Consider the following 17,572-nt stretch of genomic DNA (forward strand, 5'->3'; position numbering starts at 1 on the left):
TGAAAATCAGGTCAGAAGCAGGGTAGTTTAATTTTGTTCCTCCAGCTTCTGACCTGGCTTTTTATTTTGAGCGCAGGGTTGAACCATTTGGAAAACTGTTTTCCGGATATTTTGGTGTGGAGATATGCTCAGTAAATAAATTATAGTTGTTTTTCTGCTTTTGTAAGTCAAAAGCGTCATATAGCTCATCCAAAACTGTATAGGCTCGATATTGAAGTAAATCCCCATCAATGGTAATCACCTGGTACAATTGGGTGTTCACACCTGCTCTGTCCATCCAGCGTTTTTCAGGAACAATACCATACATTTTAGGGCCGGCCACTGAGACAACATATACAGGCCCCACTTGTCCTTTCGGCACTTCGATGGTTTTGGTTTGATGAGCTCCTCTGGCATATACATGGTCATGACCTTTAAGTACAAGATCCACCTTATGTCTTTCTAAGATAGGCTGCCAAGCTTCACGGAGTTCCGGATAATTACCGTGCCTGCCATCTCTGGCAGTAAAAAAAGGATGATGGAATGAAACTACAGTCCATTTTTGGGGGTTATCTGTCAAAACTTTTTCGAGATAATCACTTTGAATTTGTAGATTTTCAGGTGATTTTAATGCGGCTAAACTGTTCAACACAACCAGTCTCATGTTCTTATAGTCCATATAATAAACACTTTCTTCCAGGCCCTCCGGACCATTTAGCGGAAGTTCAAACTGAGGCCGCCAATACATGGATATTTTCTCTTCATCCGGATTGTTAGGATAAGTATCGTATTCATGATTTCCTATGACAGGAACTATGGATTTCATCGTTCGAATATGGCCTAAAGATTCAAACCATTCTATCCATTGACTATCTTGATGCCCATCATTAATTAAATCTCCAGCAAATAACATAAACCCTGCCTTGGGTGCTTTGGCATAGGCGGCCCTTACAGTTCTGCTTCCCCAAGCCAATATCTCATTTTGGATGTCCCCTAAATAAATAAAGGAGTAGGAATCCTCTGTTTTATCAGCTGTAGTAAACTGATTCCATTCGCTCATTTCATTGCCAGCTTCTCCAACCCTATACCGGTAAATACCACCTGGTTTGCGCCCCTCGAAGGTAACAGAATAATAGAAATAGGTGTTGCCCTCAAGGCTTTCGATCTCTTGCATTTCGGCTTGGTAGCTTTGGTCACGGTCCGTTATTTTACCTGCAGCACTTGCTAAGGATAACTGGGCAATTGGGTGCGCAAGCCTTGAACTCGTTCTCCAGGTTACACTTTGTGACTGAGAAGGATCGTTCTTCCAAGTTAACACAATATGTTCAGGTTTAGCAGTCTGTGCAGGAGCTAGGTAAAGGGTTGAAAAAAAGAAACTTAAAGCTAAAAGGGGGGCAAGTAAAAAAGGGGTTTTCATTTTTTTAAAATTGTATCTACTTTATCTGGTCATAGATTAAGCAGGAGGCAAATTAAAACATTGGTTCTTAGAGATACTTTTTAAAGCTCAATTTATACTACGTGTTTAGTAAAATAATGGATTGTTCATTACCATTGGGTTAATTATATAAGCGCATACCCAAGGCCATGTTTTGAGTTTTTTGCTTGATTACCCATCTTTTTCAGAGAATCTGTTAGTTATTTGGCCTTTTTGACTTAAAAAGAATAATATTTATTCAGTCAATTCTTATATTACAACTTAAACCTAAATTTCCATTCCAATGAATAATAGAAGAGCGTTTTTAATTAAATCCCTTTTTGGTACTGCAGGCATTGCTTTGGCATCAACATCCTTGATCAAAGGTGCTCCTGCAATAATTAAAAACTATAATAAACCTGATTCGAAAATAAATGGTGTACAGATCGGATGTATCACTTATTCTTTCCGATCACTGCCGGACCAAAGTGCCGAAGCAACCCTCAAATATGTTACAGACAGCGGGATCAGTGCCATAGAGTTGATGGGTGGCCCTGCGGAATCCTTTGCAGGCATTCCTGAGTCTACTATGGATAGAGGCAGATTCAACAACTTGCGTCGAAAGAAAAGAGATGGAGGCCAGTTGTCTGCAGATGAAACCAAGGAGTTTATGGAGCTGCAAAAAGAGGCGGAAGACCATGCTGCAAGTGTGGCCGCTTGGCGTGCGAAAACTGATTTCAAAAAATTCGAGAAATTCAGAAAAATGTATAAGGATGCAGGTGTCAGTATTTATGCGTTTAAACCAGGAGCTTTTGGGATGAACAATACAGATGCTGAAATTGCTTACGGGATGAAAGCAGCAAGGGCTTTGGGTGCCAGCCATGTTACATTAGAACATCCTGCAAATGATGCGCGGACATTAAAGTTGGGAAAAATGGGAGAAAAGAATAAAATGTCAGTGGGTTACCATGGGCATACCCAACAAACCCCAACCTTTTGGGACACTGCCTTGGAGCAAAGTCCCCGAAATGCACTGAATCTCGATGCCGGCCACTATATTGCTGCCGGTTACAAGGATATTTTTGAACTACTTCAGAAAAAGCACAAGCGCATTTTAAGCATGCATACCAAGGACCGACAAACCCCGGCAAACGGAAAAGGTAATCTACCTTGGGGAGAGGGTGATACGCCTATTGTGGAGTTGCTAAGTGAAATACAAAGTAAAAAATACAAATTCCCGGCTACCATTGAACTTGAATATAAAATTCCGGAAGGTTCGGATGCTGTTAAAGAAGTTCAGAACTGTCTTGAATATTGTAGAAGGTCTCTGGCCTAAGTAGAAAAAATGATAGGGAGGGTTTACAAATTTTAAGTAAATCCTCTCCTAATCTTATTTCATTCGATTTAGAATAAATCGGAGCTTTGATTGAGTGTAATTTAAACCCCTTAATTATGAAACTTGGTGCGTTCTCAGTAAGTCTAGCTGTAAAAAACTTAAAAGCTTCCAAAGAATTTTATGAGAAGCTGGGCTTCAGCCCCTTTGCAGGTTCCTTAGAACATCATTACTTGATCATGAAAAATGGTGACACCTTAATTGGTCTATTTGAAGGAATGTTTGAAGAAAATATTTTGACCTTTAACCCCGGCTGGGATGCCGATGCCAATGTGATTGAAGATTACCAAGATGTTAGAGAAATTCAACAAGATTTAAAAACTCAAGGCCTAAAATTTGAAAGGGAAGCCGATGAAAATGGTAAAGGCCCTGATAATTTTGTTATTAAAGATCCGGATGGAAATATTATCCTTGTTGACCAACATATAGGTTAACTGGCCAAAGCTCGGAATATATCCTTAGGCTTTTTACCGCGAATTTGATTCTTGTAGTTTGCTCGTCATGGTATTCAGCAATGCTGACATTCTTTCTGAAAGGGCCTTAGGAGAGATAACCGTGACAATATCCCCTATAGAAATAATCCATCGGACAAAAAACTCGATAGAATCAACCATAAAAGTGAGTTGGACTTTATTGTCTATCTTTTCTTGCAAGACGAAACCTTGATTGTATTTGTGGTTGTCAATATACTTGACATGAGAGGGATCCATCTGAATGATTACTTTTTTTAATTGATTGCCCTCCTCCATCTTTTTTAGGTAGGACTTTAAAGAGGGGTGGTTGGTGGTGAAATGTTCCTCGGTAATATTTATTTTTTGTATGCGATCAATCCGAAAAGTTCTATAGTCATTTCTTAGTTTACAAAAGGCAATAAGGTAACAGTTTCCCAATGAAAAGTACATGCCTATAGGTTCAACTGATCGGCTCGTATTTTCTTCTTTTATAAAGGAGGTGTAATTAAATTGCAGAACCTTATTCGTTGCTAGGGCAGACATGATGCGCTGAATGGCTTTTTCATTTTTTGAAGGGCTATCCAATTCACGTTTATAATAGATTACTTGTTCATCCAATTGATCAATGGCTGATTTTTGCTGGTCTTTCAGTACAGATTTAATTTTGATCAGAGCAGATTGGAAGTGTTGGCCAATTTCCCGATCACTGAATTTTTCGATTATTTTTTCTGCCAATAATAAAGAAAAGGCCTCTTTTTCATCAAACATAACCGGTGGTAACCGATAGCCTTCTACCAAAGTGTACCCTTTCCCTGCTTCACCTGTTATTGGGACACCGGCTTCCTCAAGTGCCCGCATATCTCGGTATACGGTACGTAGACTTATTTCAAACCTATTGGCGATTTCTTCCGCAGAGATATGTCTTTTGCTCTGCAGTTGGGTCAAAATGGCGGTAAGTCGATTTAATCTGTTCATGGGAGGCTATATCGAATAAAACTAATGATATTTTCTTTGATAAAAAATATTTCTTCAAGGCCTTAATTTTCATAAAACTACTGACATAGGGTTGTCACTTGCTGTAGGTAAGTTTGTTTCAAAATTAAATATTCACTTAAAATAAACATCAAGATGGAAACGAAAGCACAGCAAATGATCATTTCACAAGAGCAATTATTGAAACACTGGCAGGGGCATCGTGGGCTCACCCGCAGGGTGATTGAAACTTTTCCCGAAGAGCAACTTTTTAATTTTACAGTTGGGGAAATGAGGCCGTTTGGAGAAATGGTCCAAGAGCTGTTAGGTATTGCAGGCCCCGGTATCAAGGGCTTGGTGACGCGTGAATGGGAGCCTCTTAAAGAAGCGTTTGCGGTGGAAAATAGTAAAGAAAGATTGTTGGAGCTTTGGGACCAAGCTACTGTTGAAATAGACGAATGGTTTCCAAAGCTTACAACGGATGATTTTCAAGAGACTGTAGTGGCTTTTGGACAGTATGAAAATAAAATTTATTGCACTTTGATGTATTTTATTGACAATGAGATCCATCACAGGGGGCAAGGCTATGTTTACCTTCGGGCCTTGGGCTTGGAGCCTCCCTATTTTTGGGAGCACTAATACTGGTGAATTGAATAAAAAATCAGGTGATAGCAAAGGCTAGCTTTTAAATAAAAACCCCCTAAGTATAGTTTACATAGGGGGTTTTTGATACGATTTTGTTACGTTTTTACGCGTTAATCCAGTTTGCTACCTCTTCCTTGCTGGGGTTGGGTACATCTAGTTTTAGTTTTTTCTTTTTCCCGCATACATCATTGAATAGCTTGTTAGGGTTTAACCCTTTCAATTGCTCAATGGTATGGATGTTTAATTCTCTGATAGCCGGAATAAGACCTGGGTTTATTCCCAATTCAATAAAGTCTTCATCGGATGCTATTTTTACTTTTTTCTCCGGCTTCATTTGAGGGAAAAATAGAACTTCCTGAATGGTGCTTTGATCTGTAAGCATCATGCAAAGTCGGTCTATTCCGATACCCAGGCCGGATGTTGGGGGCATGCCGTATTCTAGGGCGCGAAGAAAATCTTCGTCCATGGCCATGGCCTCATCATCTCCTCTTTGTGCCAATTTGAGTTGGTCTTCAAATCGCTCTCTTTGGTCTATGGGGTCATTCAATTCAGTATAAGCATTGGCTATCTCCTTACCATTGACAAATAATTCGAACCTTTCCACAAGCCCCGGTTTGCTTCTATGTTTTTTGGCAAGCGGTGTCATTTCAATTGGGTAGTCGGTAATATAGGTAGGCTGGATAAGGTGCTCCTCTACCTTCTCTCCGAAGATTTCATCGATCAACTTGCCTTTCCCCATGCTGTCATCTACCTCTATACCCATTTCGCCACACAGCGCTCTGAGTTCGTTCTCGTCCATTTGGCTTACATCTATTCCGGTATATTCCTGAATAGATTCAAACATAGACAATCTTTTATAAGGCCCTTCAAAGTCTATCACATTGTCCCCAACCTTTGCTTTTGAAGTGCCTAATACACGGTTTGCAATTTTAGCAATTAAGTCTTCGACCATTTCCATCATCCAGATGTAGTCCTTATAAGCCACATAAATTTCCATGGATGTAAATTCCGGATTGTGGGTTCTGTCCATGCCCTCATTTCGGAACATTTTGCCGATTTCATAAACACCTTCAAAACCGCCTACTATTAGTCGCTTCAGGTACAATTCATTGGCTATTCTAAGGAATAGAGGAGTGTCAAGCGCATTGTGATGAGTTTCAAAAGGTTTGGCAGCAGCTCCTCCATGTACCTGTTGTAAAATAGGAGTCTCAACTTCCATCCAGCCATGATCGTCAAAATAATTTCTCATGGTGGAAATGATTTTGGACCTGGTGACGAAAGTTTCTTTTACCTCAGGATTAACAATAAGGTCTACATAACGTTGCCTGTACCTAAGTTCAGGGTCTGTAAAGCCATCAAATACATTGCCTTCCTCGTCCCGCTTTACCACAGGGAGAGGTTTTACTGATTTCGATAGCAAGGTAAATTCCTGAACATGTAATGAAATTTCACCGGTCTGAGTAGTGAAAATAAAGCCTTTAAGGCCTATAAAATCTCCTATTCCCAAAAGTTTCTTAAACACTTTATTGTAAAGTGTTTTGTCTTCATCCGGGCATAGGTCATCTCTTCTAACGTAAATTTGAAGCCGGCCTGTACTGTCTTGAATTTCAGCAAAACTGGCAGAACCCATGATTCTCCTGGTCATTAGTCTTCCGGCAATAGTAATTCCCTTATAATCGTTTTTACGATTGTTGTAATTTTGATGGATGTCTGCTGCCGTGGCATTGATCGGAAAGGAGAGTGCCGGATAGGGGTCAATGCCCAAATTCAGTAATGCCTCCCGGTCTTTTCTTCTTTCTATCTCCTGTTCGTTCAGTAATTGCATGGGTAAATATTTGTTATGCTATTTTTAGATTTTTTCTTCTCAAGATTTCATTTTCGACCATCGTCTGTTCTTTAAGGACTTGGTCGGAAATTCCTGAATTTTCTTTTATCCTTCTACCAAGGTAGGGGAGTACCTCCTTTACCGGCCCATAGGGTACATACTTGACCACGTTAAAACCAGCATTGGCCAAGTTGAAACTTATGTGATCGCTCATTCCATATAGCTGGGAGAAGTAAAACCTCCTGTCTTCCCTTTTCAAACCGTGCAGCTCCATTAGCTCTGTCAGTATGATATTGCTCAGTTCATTGTGGGAACCATTGACTAGGTATATTCTCTGTTTATTATTGATGCAAAATTGCAAGGCTTTGTTAAAAGCATCATCTGTTGCCTCTTTTGTCGCATGGATGGGGTCAGGATAGCCTTCTTTTTTTGCAATCTCCCTCTCCTTTTCCATATATGCTCCCCTTACAAGTTTTACCCCAAGGTAAAAACTGTTGGCAACTGCTTCATGGTGTGCATCTTTTAACCTTCTGCTCATGGCTTTTCTATACATTTGGAAGGTGTTGTAAATGATCGCCTCTTCCTTATTGTAAAGTTTCATGGCCTCGAGTATCCAGTTGTCGGTAACTGCTTGAAACCAGCTTTCTTCACCATCCACCATTAACTTTACACCGGAATTGGCAGCTGTTTCACAGAGTTTAAATACCCTTTGCTTGGCCAATTCAAATCTTTTTTTCTCTCGCGGTAAAAGCACTTCCTTGCTTTGAACCTTCGTCAAAATTGAAGTAGGAGCTATGCCCGAAACTTTGAACACGGCAAAAGGTATCAAAACATTGCCTTTGGCCTTATGGATTGAATTTAGAATTTCTTCCATCGTTGCTTCCAGAATGTGCTCCTCCTCTTTCCCCTCAACTGAATAATCCAACACAGAACTTACCCTGTAGTTGCCTAGTTTTTTCACAGTTTTTTGTGAAGTTTCAAAACTCTCTCCTCCACAAAACTGCTCAAAAATGGTTCGTTTTAGTGGTGCTTTTATAGGTAATCCAAGGTTGAAAGAGATTTTGGTAAAGAAAATCCCTAGCCTTACTATAAAAGGGTATCTCATCAATCTGTAGAGCATTCGCATTCTCTTCAGATCCTTGATGCTGAGGTGAGCAAAAGCTACTTTTAGATTGTCAAAAGAAAATCCAAGTTTTATTCCCATTTTCAGTGCGCAAAGATATTAAAAAAACAACTAATGACAGGGTTTAAAGTTTGATTTATCGACAAACTAAAGCTTTTCCCTCCTAGATTTTTATTTCAGAATGCCTAATTTTAAAAATATTCCAAGTATTTGATGTACACTCAAATATACAATTTAAACATGCTTTTCCGAAAGCCACTTGTGGGAATGTTTCAATCATTCTTTAAAATTGACCTTTATGTATAAAATAAATTTGAGAAATTCTTCATCAGGCAGGTTTGTTTTTGGGCTTCTTTTTCTTGCTTTTTATTTCGCGGTGGAAATTGCAATGGCCCAAACTGAGAAAGTTATTCTGGATACAGATATGGGATCCGATTGTGATGATGTTGGGGCCATGGCACTGTTGCATCATTTTGCTGATCAGGATAAAGTGGAAATCCTTGGGGTTATTTATAGCTCTGGTAAAATACCTTATGGAGTGGGGATAATTGATGCGATCAATGTCTATTACGGGAGAAGCCGTATACCTGTAGGAGCCAGCCATGATTTGAGTTTTGGAGATCCAAAGGATAAAATGCAGGCTGAAAAGCTAGCCAAAGATACTATAGCTTATAAAAATACATTGATTCATAATCATGATGCTTACGAACAAACCATATTGAACAGGAGATTGCTTGCTAAAGCTCCCGATAATTCCGTCACCTATATTACCATTGGACATACCAAGGCTTTGTATGAATTGTTAAGGTCTATTCCGGATAATATATCCCCTTTGAATGGTTTTGATCTGGTAAGTAAGAAAATTAAACGTTGGGTAGCATTAGGGGCATTGGGTGCCTCCAATAAGAAGGTAGGAGGAGTGAAAGATTGGAATTTTTACAAGAATAATACTGCCGTCTACACAGATTATTTAATAGACCAATTTCCAAAACCAGCTTACTTTGTGGATGCAGGGGCAAAGGTTTTTACAGGGGGATCTTTGGAAACATTGAATGCCGGTAATATCGTAAGAACTGCCTATAGGGATTGGCTCTGGAATATGGAGAAGAAAACATTAATAGATCAAAGACCCAGCTGGGGCCTTGCTACAGTGTATTATGCAGTCATGGGGCCGGATCAGTATTTTGAAGAATTAGCTCCCGGGGCGCTTACATTTGAATTGGGGCAGGGGAGTCGCTGGGTGACCACCGAAGTTAACCCGCTCCACCATTTTATAATACAAAAGCAAGGGAGTGATAAGTCCCTTGCTAAAACCTTAAATACCTTCATTGCTAACCAACCGCTAAATAATAAACTCAAATGAATCCAAGGTTTAACTTATTAATAGGTCTTTTGTTCTGGTTTTTTCCTTCTTTTGTTTTTGGGCAAAATGCTACAGTCCTGACTGAGGATCAATTTCAGTTTTTGGAAGAACTTACTGCTTCAGTGCTGGAAGCCTCTCGCATTTACCCCAAGCAATTCATTTCTGAAAAATTTGGTGCAAATAATACCGGAGGAGTATTGATCAGGCCCGGAGGAAGAAATGCCTACCCCAGCTTCTGGATCAGAGATTATGCCATGGCCTTAGAAACAGGAATGATTCCAGCTGCAGAACAAAAGCACATGTTGATACTCACTGCATCAACTCAAGCCGGCAATACATGGATCACCAAAGGTGGGAGTATGGTGCCGGTGGGAGCGGTTGCAGATCATATCAGAATAGATGATAGTCAGCCAATTTATTTTCCGGGAACCTACAGTTTTAATGATCAGGGAACAGAAAAATGGGGGACATTGCCTCCCTATGGAGATCAGTTTTTGTTTGTACATATGGCATACACCTATATTAAAGAGGTTGGGGACCTGTCTATCCTTAACGAAAAAATCAATGGGCTTTCTTTGATGGACAGATTGGCCTTGTCTTTTCAGGTTCCTCCTGCAGAACCGATAGACCATTTGGTTTTTGCTTCCGAGAAATTTAGAGGAGTGGATTTTGGTTTTAGGGATGCAATTCAAATGACTGGAAAATTATTGTTTCCCTCCTTGCTTAAGTACAGGGCAGCCAAAGAGCTTGCTGAGCTTTATTCGTTGATAGAAGATCCAAAAGAACGTTTCAGGTACCAACAAATGGCAGAAAGGATAAAGGAGGCAATCCCAAAAGTATTTAATGATGATAGCGGTTTTTTAAAAGCTTCTACCCGGCAAAGTTCTCAACCCGATGTTTGGGGGACTTCTTTGGCTGTTTATTTGGGTGTATTAGATGGTGAAAGTCTTGCTCATGTAAGCGAGGTCTTGGCTACTGCCTATGAAAAAGGTACCATTAGCCATCGGGGCAATATTAGACATGTACCCTTGGACCATGATTTTGATGAAACCCATGTATGGGAAAAGTCCCTTGCGGCAAAAAACACCTATCAAAATGGAGCATATTGGGGGACGCCTACCGGTTGGGTGGCATTCGCTATACATTTTAGTAATCCTCAATTGGCACAGAAATTAGCAATGGAATACCTGGCTGAGCTTAAAGCAAATGATTTCCGAAAAGGAGAATCTTTTGGTGCTCCATATGAATGTTTTGATAAGAGTGGAGGAACTCAAAATCCGGTTTACCTTACTTCTGTTGCATGCCCACTTGCAGCATTCAGAAGGATGGCAGGAAAGTGACCCTGTAAAATTGTTTTTATTAAATGCGTTATCGATAATTATAAAGGCTTGACTGTAAGGCTCAATAGATTTTTTAGGCTGTCTTAGTATACCCTAGCTTACGTGGTAAGTAATTGTAATACAATTGTTTGAGGTTTTATATGCGTTACTCAAGGGGCATCCATTTCTAATGAATAGCAGAATAAAAATTAAAAAAGTCATTAACTATTTGATTTTTAAAGGTGGAAGGGTTACATTTGACGCATGAAAAATTTCGCAGCTACGTATTTTAGCTTCTTTTACTTTTACTTTCGTCCCCAAGGTCGAATCGGAGCTGCGTATTGTCTTGAAAAAAAATAGAAAAAGATAAAAAACATAGAAGCCCGATTCGAGAGAGTCGGGCTTTTTTATTTTAATATTAAACCGAAGAATAAGGAAATGGAAAATCACTTACAAACAAAAGACTGGGGTTTAGGCCTTGACAATGAGCACCTGATTATTGCAGGACCATGTAGTGCCGAGACTCCTGAGCAGATCGAAAAGGTTTGCCAAGACATGATCACCGCCAAAGTTATTCCTGATGTATTCAGGGCTGGTATTTGGAAGCCAAGAACTAGGCCGGGAAGTTTTGAAGGTATCGGAGAAGATGGGTTGAAATGGATGGAAATCGTACGTGAAAAACTCAATATACCCATCACTACAGAGGTAGGAAATGCAGCGCACGTAGAATTGGCCTTAAAGCATGAGGTAGATATCTTATGGATAGGAGCAAGGACAACTGTAAACCCATTTGCTGTTCAGGAGATTGCCGATGCCCTAAAAGGTGTGGATATTCCAGTGATGGTGAAAAATCCAATGAATCCTGACCTTGAACTATGGAGAGGTGCATTGGAAAGACTTCAAGCAGTAGGTGTAAATAAGCTTGCTGCAATTCACAGAGGTTTCAGTGATGCCTATGACAAGAAATTCCGTAATAAGCCAAATTGGTCGATGCCAATTCACTTGAAAAGGTTATGGAAAGGTATGCAGGTAATCAATGATCCTAGTCACATTGTAGGTAACAGAAAAGGGATCCTTGAAACATCTCAGCGTGCGATTAATTTCGGCTTAGACGGTTTAATGATTGAAACACACCATGATCCTGATAATGCATGGAGTGATGCCAAACAACAAGTTACTCCTCAACAACTTAGGGATATTTTAGATCAAATTAATTTCAAAAATCCTGTAGAAAATGAGCACCCGTCAGAAAAACTACAAGACTTAAGAAACGCCGTTGACCACCTGGATGATCAATTGCTAGATCTATTGGCTGAGAGATTTGCCATTATTGATCAAATTGGTTCACACAAGCGTGAAAATAATCTAACTGTTTTTCAGGCAGATCGCTGGAAGCAAGTGATGGAATCCAGAACCAAGAATGGTGTGGATAAAAATCTAAGCGAAAAATTCATGAAAGAATTACTTTATTGCATTCATGAAGAGTCTGTAAAGCGTCAAGAAAAAAAATTGAGAGAAGACGTTTCTGAGAAGAAATCAGTTTGATGCTTAAGCCCGTTTTTATTCTTAAATAAAATCTGATAAAATTTCCAAAAGATTCCATTCTTAAACTTTAGGAAAAGGAAAGTGATTTATATCTAAATAGGAGTATTGTACTATTGGAGGTTTTGGGATTCGTTATCAGAGATTGGATGTCAAGCGTTAAATATCCTTGTTCATTCGGTTTGTTTTTAAGGGATAAAAACGGGTTTAATTTTTACCTTTACAAAAAAACAGATTTTGGAAACAATAATATTTTCTTCCCGAATAGCGCAGGATTTGATCCGATTCCTTGAATCGAAAAAGTACTCCAAGCTTGGGGTCATCATGGACAGCAATACGGTCAAACACTGCTACCCTTTGGTCTCTAGCCATCTTCCGGAGCACACAAGCTTTACTTTTGAAGCAGGGGAGGTGCACAAAACCCTAGATACTTGTGTAAAGATTTGGGATTGGATGACTGAAAATAGCTTTGATCGTAAAACCTTGATTCTGAATATTGGAGGTGGAGTGACAGGAGATATGGGAGGCTTTTGTGCCAGTACCTATAAAAGGGGGATACGCTTTATTAACCTGCCAACTACCCTATTGTCTCAGGTGGATGCCAGTGTTGGAGGGAAATTAGGCGTTGACTTCAAGGGTTTCAAAAACCATATAGGTGTATTCAATCAGCCAGAAGGGGTTTTGATAGGTGAAGAGTTTTTGGATACCCTTCCTGAACCTGAGTTGCGGTCCGGATATGCTGAGGTGATCAAGCATGGCCTGATCAGAAATGAAAACTATTTCAATAGCCTAAAAACCGAAAATTGGCAGGCACAAGCCTGGAAAGACATCATATCAGTATCTGTAGGGATCAAAAGAGATGTTGTAGAGAAGGATCCAAAAGAAGATGGTTTAAGAAAAATATTAAATTTTGGACATACCATTGGGCATGCTGTAGAATCCTACTATCTGGACACGCCATTTCATTTATTGCATGGGGAGGCCATAGCCATCGGCATGATCGCAGAAGCTTACCTTTCCCACAAATTTTTACGATTGCCTAAAGAAGAACTTGCGATCATACAAGAGAATCTCTTGTCAGTGTTTGGGAAAATACAAATTGATAAACAAGGTTTTGATACCATCATTGACCTGTGTTTTCAAGACAAGAAAAACGAGGGAAATGTGTTGAATTTTTCTTTGCTCAAAAGAATTGGAGAATGTGATTTCAATATAGTAGTAGGGAGAGAGGCAGTTGCAGAAGCCTTGGATTATTACAATCAATTATCCAATTGATTGGGGGACTTTTTCCCACCGTTGTGCTAAACCTTTAAATTTCAAGCTTTATAAAGTTCATGAATACTATTGTACTGCCTAAAAAAGAAGCATTTGGTCAAATCCAAATACCATTACCATCCTCAAAAAGTGAAAGCAACAGGGTATTAATCATTGATGCCCTTACCCAAGGAGAAAATAAGCTTTCAAACCTTGCAGAGGCCAGAGATACGCAAACCATGATCCGACTGCTTCAAGATGATCCGGAAACACTGGATGTCTTGGATGCAGGGACTACTATGCGTTTTTTGACAGCATATGCAGCCTTAAATAACAAGAAGAAGATCATGACGGGTACTCCGCGTATGTGTGAGCGGCCCATAGGTATTTTGGTTGATGCTCTGAGAGAACTCGGTGCCAATATAAAATACCTCAAAAAAGAGGGGTATCCCCCATTGTCAATAGAAGGCTTTTCAGGCCAGAAAACCAATCAAATAGAAATTAGAGGGGATGTTAGTAGTCAATATATTTCTGCTTTGTTGATGAATGCGCCCTTATTACCTCAGGGCTTGATTTTAAACCTTACAGGTAAAATTGGTTCAAGAACTTATATCACCATGACCTTATCCCTTATGAAGGCTTTTGGTGTTGATTATAAATTTGAAGGAAGCCGCATTGAAATAAAGCCTGCTGCTTATGTTCCTACCACCTTTGCTGTTGAAAGCGATTGGTCAGGTGCTAGCTATTGGTTTAGCCTATTGGCCTGTGCTGAGGAAGGTGAGCTTTTTCTTAAGGGACTTAAGGCCGAAAGTTTGCAGGGTGATGCCATGATTGTGGAAATAATGGACAAGTTGGGCGTACAAAGTGAATTTCAAGAAACAGGCATATCGCTTAAGAAAAAAGAAGTTCTTGGATTGCCAAGCTTTGATTTCACCCACTGCCCGGACTTGGCGCAGACAGTAGCTGTCACATGTGCACTTATAGGACAGACATCTGAGTTTTCGGGTCTGGAAAGCTTAAGGATTAAAGAAACAGATCGAATTGATGCTTTGCAAAAAGAATTATCCAAAATCGGAGCTTTGTTGGAAGAACGAAAAGCAGGGGTTTTTACTCTTGTTCCCGCCTCAGAAATACCGGATAAGGTAAAGGTGGCTACCTATGATGACCATCGGATGGCCATGGCATTTATGCCCCTAATGACGAGAACTGAACTGGAAATTGAGGATCCTGAAGTGGTCAATAAATCTTATCCAAGTTTCTGGAAACATTGTGGTTTATTGGGGATTCAGCCAAGGTTCAGCAATGAATAACACATGGTAAGTGTTGCTGTTGACAATACGGGTTATGTTGGCTGGTCTCCATATGGCCTAGTGTTTTTGATCAGTCCATTTTATATCTAAATTTTGAGAACGAAAATGAAAATAGCAATACAGGGCGTTTTAGGCTCTTTTCACCACCAGGTTGCCCAGCAATATTTTGGGAAAGATATCGAAGTATTTGGTTTCAATACGTTTGAGGAGGTAGCCAAAAGTGTGGAGTCTGATGCTGTAGATGTGGCCGTGATGGCAATAGAGAATTCAATTGCAGGTGCCATATTGCCCAACTATGACATCATTGACCGGCATGAGCTATATGTGGTCGATGAATATTATTTACCCATCTCTCATAATTTAATGGCCCTTCCGGGGCAGCAACTTGCTGATATTACGGAGGCCAGGTCCCATCCAATGGCTCTGCTACAGTGTAAGAATTTTTTCGCTAAACACCCTGGCATTAAACCTATCGATGATGTAGATACCGCCTATATTGCAAAGGTCATTTCTGAACAGAAAATAAAAGGATTGGCTGCAGTAGCCAGCGTAAAAGCGGCAGAGTTTTATGGCTTGGAATTGTTGGCTGAAGATATTCAAACCATAAAAAATAATTTTACAAGGTTTATTATCTTGCAAAAGGACAAGCCCCAATCTGTAACTACACCTACCAAAGCAAGCTTAAAAATTACCATAAAAAACCAAAAAGGAGGACTTGCCAAATTGCTTACCGTATTGAGTGACAATGACCTTGATTTGACAAAAATACAATCCATACCGGTGATGAGTAAGCCATGGGAATATTCCTTTTTTATCGATACACTTATTGCTGATGAAGCTAAGTTTAATAAGGCCATGGAATCAATTGCCGCTAACTATGGGGCAGTGAAAATTTTCGGAACTTATCAAAGTAGAAAATAATGAAAGGATTTTCGGACAGACTCGGAGAGGTTCAGGAATACTATTTCTCCAAGAAACTTAAAGAAGTTCACCAACTCAGGCAAAGTGGGAAGCCCATTATTAATATGGGAATAGGTAGTCCTGACCTTCCTCCGGATAAAAGTGTCATTGATGCATTAAAGCAGACCGCTGATACTTCTTCCGGGCATGGGTATCAGTCTTACCAAGGAACACCGGAATTGAGGAATGCGATTGCTGCCTTTTATAACCGAAATTATCAAGTGTCACTAGATCCTGATTCTGAAGTTTTGCCTTTAATGGGATCAAAAGAAGGGATTATGCATATTTCAATGGCTTTCTTAAATGAAGGCGATGAGGTGCTCGTTCCCAATCCGGGATACCCGACTTACACTTCAGTGACCAAATTACTCAATGCCATTCCGGTTTTTTATTCTCTGAATGAGACAGAAAATTGGGCACCTGACTGGAAAGCATTGGAGAAAATGGACCTTTCAAAAGTGAAGTTGATGTGGGTGAATTACCCCCATATGCCTTCAGGTGCCAATGGCAATGAAGCTTTGTTTGGGGAGTTGATTGATTTTGCTAAAAGGCATGATATACTTTTGGTACAAGACAACCCCTATAGCTTTATTTTAAATGATACCCCACAGAGTTTATTGGCAATTCCAGAGGCAAAGGATCATGCTTTGGAGTTAAACTCCTTGAGCAAAACCTTTAATATACCCGGATGGAGAGTAGGCATGCTAGTGGGTAGAAAAGATTACTTGGAAGCGGTTTTAAGAGTGAAGAGCAATATGGATTCAGGAATGTTCTTGGGCTTACAGGCCGGGGCTGTTGCTGCCCTTAACCTTGATCAATCTTGGATCAACGGAATGAATGCCATATATGCCCGCAGGAAAGCATTGGTATTAGAAATGGCAGCTTTATTGCATCTTCAAGTTGATGAAGAAGCTGTAGGTATGTTTGTATGGGGTAAAGTGCCTGATGGTAAAAAAGCAACAGAAATAGTGGATCAATTGCTTTATGATTATGATATTTTTATTACCCCGGGTTTAATATTTGGAAGCAATGGGGCTTCCTATGTGCGATTTTCTTTGTGCATAGATGAAGATAAAATTAAAGAAGCCATTGCTAGGTTAAAAAAACACAAAACGCTATGAAAAAAATACATATCATAGGATTGGGATTGTTGGGAGGTTCTTTTGCCTTGGCAACAAAAAAAGCAAAACCTGAACTGGAGATCACAGGTTTTGATAGGGATGAGCGAAATATAGCTATTGCCTTGGAAATGGGCCTTATTTCTAAATCTCTTCCTGTTCCCGATCAGGATACAGATTTGGTGATTTTGGCAACACCGGTAGATACTTTATTTGACCTATTGGACAAAACCTTAGGTCAGGTTGCTACGCATACCCTTGTGATGGATTTTGGATCTACAAAAGACCAACTGTGCCAACAAATGAGTGCGCACCCCAAAAGAGCTCAATACCTGGCAGTGCATCCAATTGCAGGGACCGAAAATTCCGGACCCAAAGCTGCAAAGGAAGACCTTTTTGATGGGAATGTGATGATCATTTGTGAGATGGAAAAGACAGATGTACACCTAAAGGGAATGGCCTATGATATTTTTGACGCCCTAAACCTCAGGTTGCGCTTTATGGATCCGAAAGACCATGATCTTCATCTGGCCTTTGTTTCCCACCTATCTCACGCAACTTCTTTCGTTTTGGGAAAAACCGTGATTGATAAAACCGCTGATGAAAGAAATATTCTGGACATGGGCGGGAGTGGTTTTACCTCCACTGTTAGGCTGGCCAAAAGCTCCCCCGAAATGTGGGGCCCTATTTTTTTAGAAAACAAAACCAATGTGCTAGAAGCCCTCAATAGTTATATAGATCACCTGGTAGCATTCAGAGACAAGATAGCAGCAGATGATATTCAGGGTTTAAAAGAAGAGATGTTAGCTGCTAATAAAATAAGAAATATTCTGAATTTCACAGAATAAGCTGAAAGAATTGGATTAATTGTTTATTAATTGTGGTTTTGTTGTAAATTGGTGC

15 protein-coding genes are annotated in these 17,572 nt (G+C 39.9%); 11 read left to right on the plus strand and 4 right to left on the minus strand.

The features are described from left to right. Positions 1-61 precede the first annotated feature (61 nt). Positions 62-1,396 (minus strand): purple acid phosphatase family protein, encoded by a 1,335-nt coding sequence (locus ACYVHJ_RS18700; RefSeq protein ID WP_460517832.1) that lies wholly within the window; start codon positions 1,394-1,396, stop codon positions 62-64. A gap of 301 nt (positions 1,397-1,697) precedes the next feature. Here ACYVHJ_RS18700 and ACYVHJ_RS18705 point away from each other — a divergent pair, with 301 nt between their 5' ends. Next, on the plus strand, positions 1,698-2,729 hold the full coding sequence (locus ACYVHJ_RS18705) for a sugar phosphate isomerase/epimerase family protein (RefSeq protein WP_460517835.1): 1,032 nt from the start codon (positions 1,698-1,700) through the stop codon (positions 2,727-2,729). A 116-nt stretch (positions 2,730-2,845) separates the two neighbouring features. Beyond that, positions 2,846-3,220, plus strand: a complete 375-nt coding sequence (locus ACYVHJ_RS18710) for a VOC family protein (protein ID WP_460517838.1) — start codon at positions 2,846-2,848, stop codon at positions 3,218-3,220. A gap of 33 nt (positions 3,221-3,253) precedes the next feature. On the opposite strand, the gene ACYVHJ_RS18715 is transcribed toward ACYVHJ_RS18710, so the two are convergent. Further along, on the minus strand, positions 3,254-4,213 hold the full coding sequence (locus tag ACYVHJ_RS18715; protein ID WP_460517841.1) for a helix-turn-helix transcriptional regulator: 960 nt from the start codon (positions 4,211-4,213) through the stop codon (positions 3,254-3,256). A 153-nt stretch (positions 4,214-4,366) separates the two neighbouring features. Here ACYVHJ_RS18715 and ACYVHJ_RS18720 point away from each other — a divergent pair, with 153 nt between their 5' ends. Next, on the plus strand, positions 4,367-4,849 hold the full coding sequence (locus ACYVHJ_RS18720; protein WP_460517844.1) for a DinB family protein: 483 nt from the start codon (positions 4,367-4,369) through the stop codon (positions 4,847-4,849). A gap of 109 nt (positions 4,850-4,958) precedes the next feature. Here ACYVHJ_RS18720 and lysS read toward each other — a convergent pair whose 3' ends face one another. Beyond that, a complete protein-coding gene (gene lysS / locus ACYVHJ_RS18725; RefSeq protein WP_460517847.1) occupies positions 4,959-6,680 on the minus strand; it encodes a lysine--tRNA ligase in 1,722 nt (573 codons plus the stop codon). A 13-nt stretch (positions 6,681-6,693) separates the two neighbouring features. Beyond that, on the minus strand, positions 6,694-7,884 hold the full coding sequence (locus ACYVHJ_RS18730; protein ID WP_460517850.1) for a proline dehydrogenase family protein: 1,191 nt from the start codon (positions 7,882-7,884) through the stop codon (positions 6,694-6,696). Positions 7,885-8,101: 217 nt separating this feature from the next. On the opposite strand from ACYVHJ_RS18730, the gene ACYVHJ_RS18735 reads away from it, so the two are divergent. The 8 genes from ACYVHJ_RS18735 to ACYVHJ_RS18770 all read left to right on the plus strand — a co-directional run bounded on the left by ACYVHJ_RS18735 (position 8,102) and on the right by ACYVHJ_RS18770 (position 17,517). Continuing rightward, positions 8,102-9,166, plus strand: coding sequence for a nucleoside hydrolase (locus ACYVHJ_RS18735; RefSeq protein ID WP_460517853.1), 1,065 nt, complete (start codon positions 8,102-8,104; stop codon positions 9,164-9,166). After that, positions 9,163-10,506, plus strand: a complete 1,344-nt coding sequence (locus tag ACYVHJ_RS18740; protein ID WP_460517856.1) for a glucosidase family protein — start codon at positions 9,163-9,165, stop codon at positions 10,504-10,506. Before ACYVHJ_RS18735 ends, ACYVHJ_RS18740 begins: the two co-directional genes overlap by 4 nt. A 417-nt stretch (positions 10,507-10,923) precedes the next feature. Next, entirely contained in the window at positions 10,924-12,030 is a 1,107-nt protein-coding gene (locus tag ACYVHJ_RS18745; RefSeq protein ID WP_339901295.1) for a chorismate mutase, read from the plus strand. Positions 12,031-12,264: 234 nt separating this feature from the next. After that, positions 12,265-13,302: a 3-dehydroquinate synthase gene (gene aroB / locus ACYVHJ_RS18750; protein WP_339903943.1), complete on the plus strand. Its 1,038-nt coding sequence runs from the start codon at positions 12,265-12,267 to the stop codon at positions 13,300-13,302. A 59-nt stretch (positions 13,303-13,361) separates the two neighbouring features. Beyond that, a complete protein-coding gene (locus ACYVHJ_RS18755; RefSeq protein WP_460517861.1) occupies positions 13,362-14,591 on the plus strand; it encodes a 3-phosphoshikimate 1-carboxyvinyltransferase in 1,230 nt (409 codons plus the stop codon). 105 nt (positions 14,592-14,696) lie between these two features. Then, a complete protein-coding gene (locus ACYVHJ_RS18760; RefSeq protein ID WP_460517864.1) occupies positions 14,697-15,512 on the plus strand; it encodes a prephenate dehydratase in 816 nt (271 codons plus the stop codon). Next, positions 15,512-16,672: a pyridoxal phosphate-dependent aminotransferase gene (locus ACYVHJ_RS18765; protein ID WP_460517866.1), complete on the plus strand. Its 1,161-nt coding sequence runs from the start codon at positions 15,512-15,514 to the stop codon at positions 16,670-16,672. The genes ACYVHJ_RS18760 and ACYVHJ_RS18765 overlap by 1 nt, the downstream gene beginning before the upstream one ends. Beyond that, positions 16,669-17,517: a Rossmann-fold NAD(P)-binding domain-containing protein gene (locus ACYVHJ_RS18770; protein WP_460517869.1), complete on the plus strand. Its 849-nt coding sequence runs from the start codon at positions 16,669-16,671 to the stop codon at positions 17,515-17,517. The genes ACYVHJ_RS18765 and ACYVHJ_RS18770 overlap by 4 nt, the downstream gene beginning before the upstream one ends. Positions 17,518-17,572 lie beyond the last annotated feature (55 nt).

Source organism: Cyclobacterium sediminis (genome assembly GCF_054781075.1).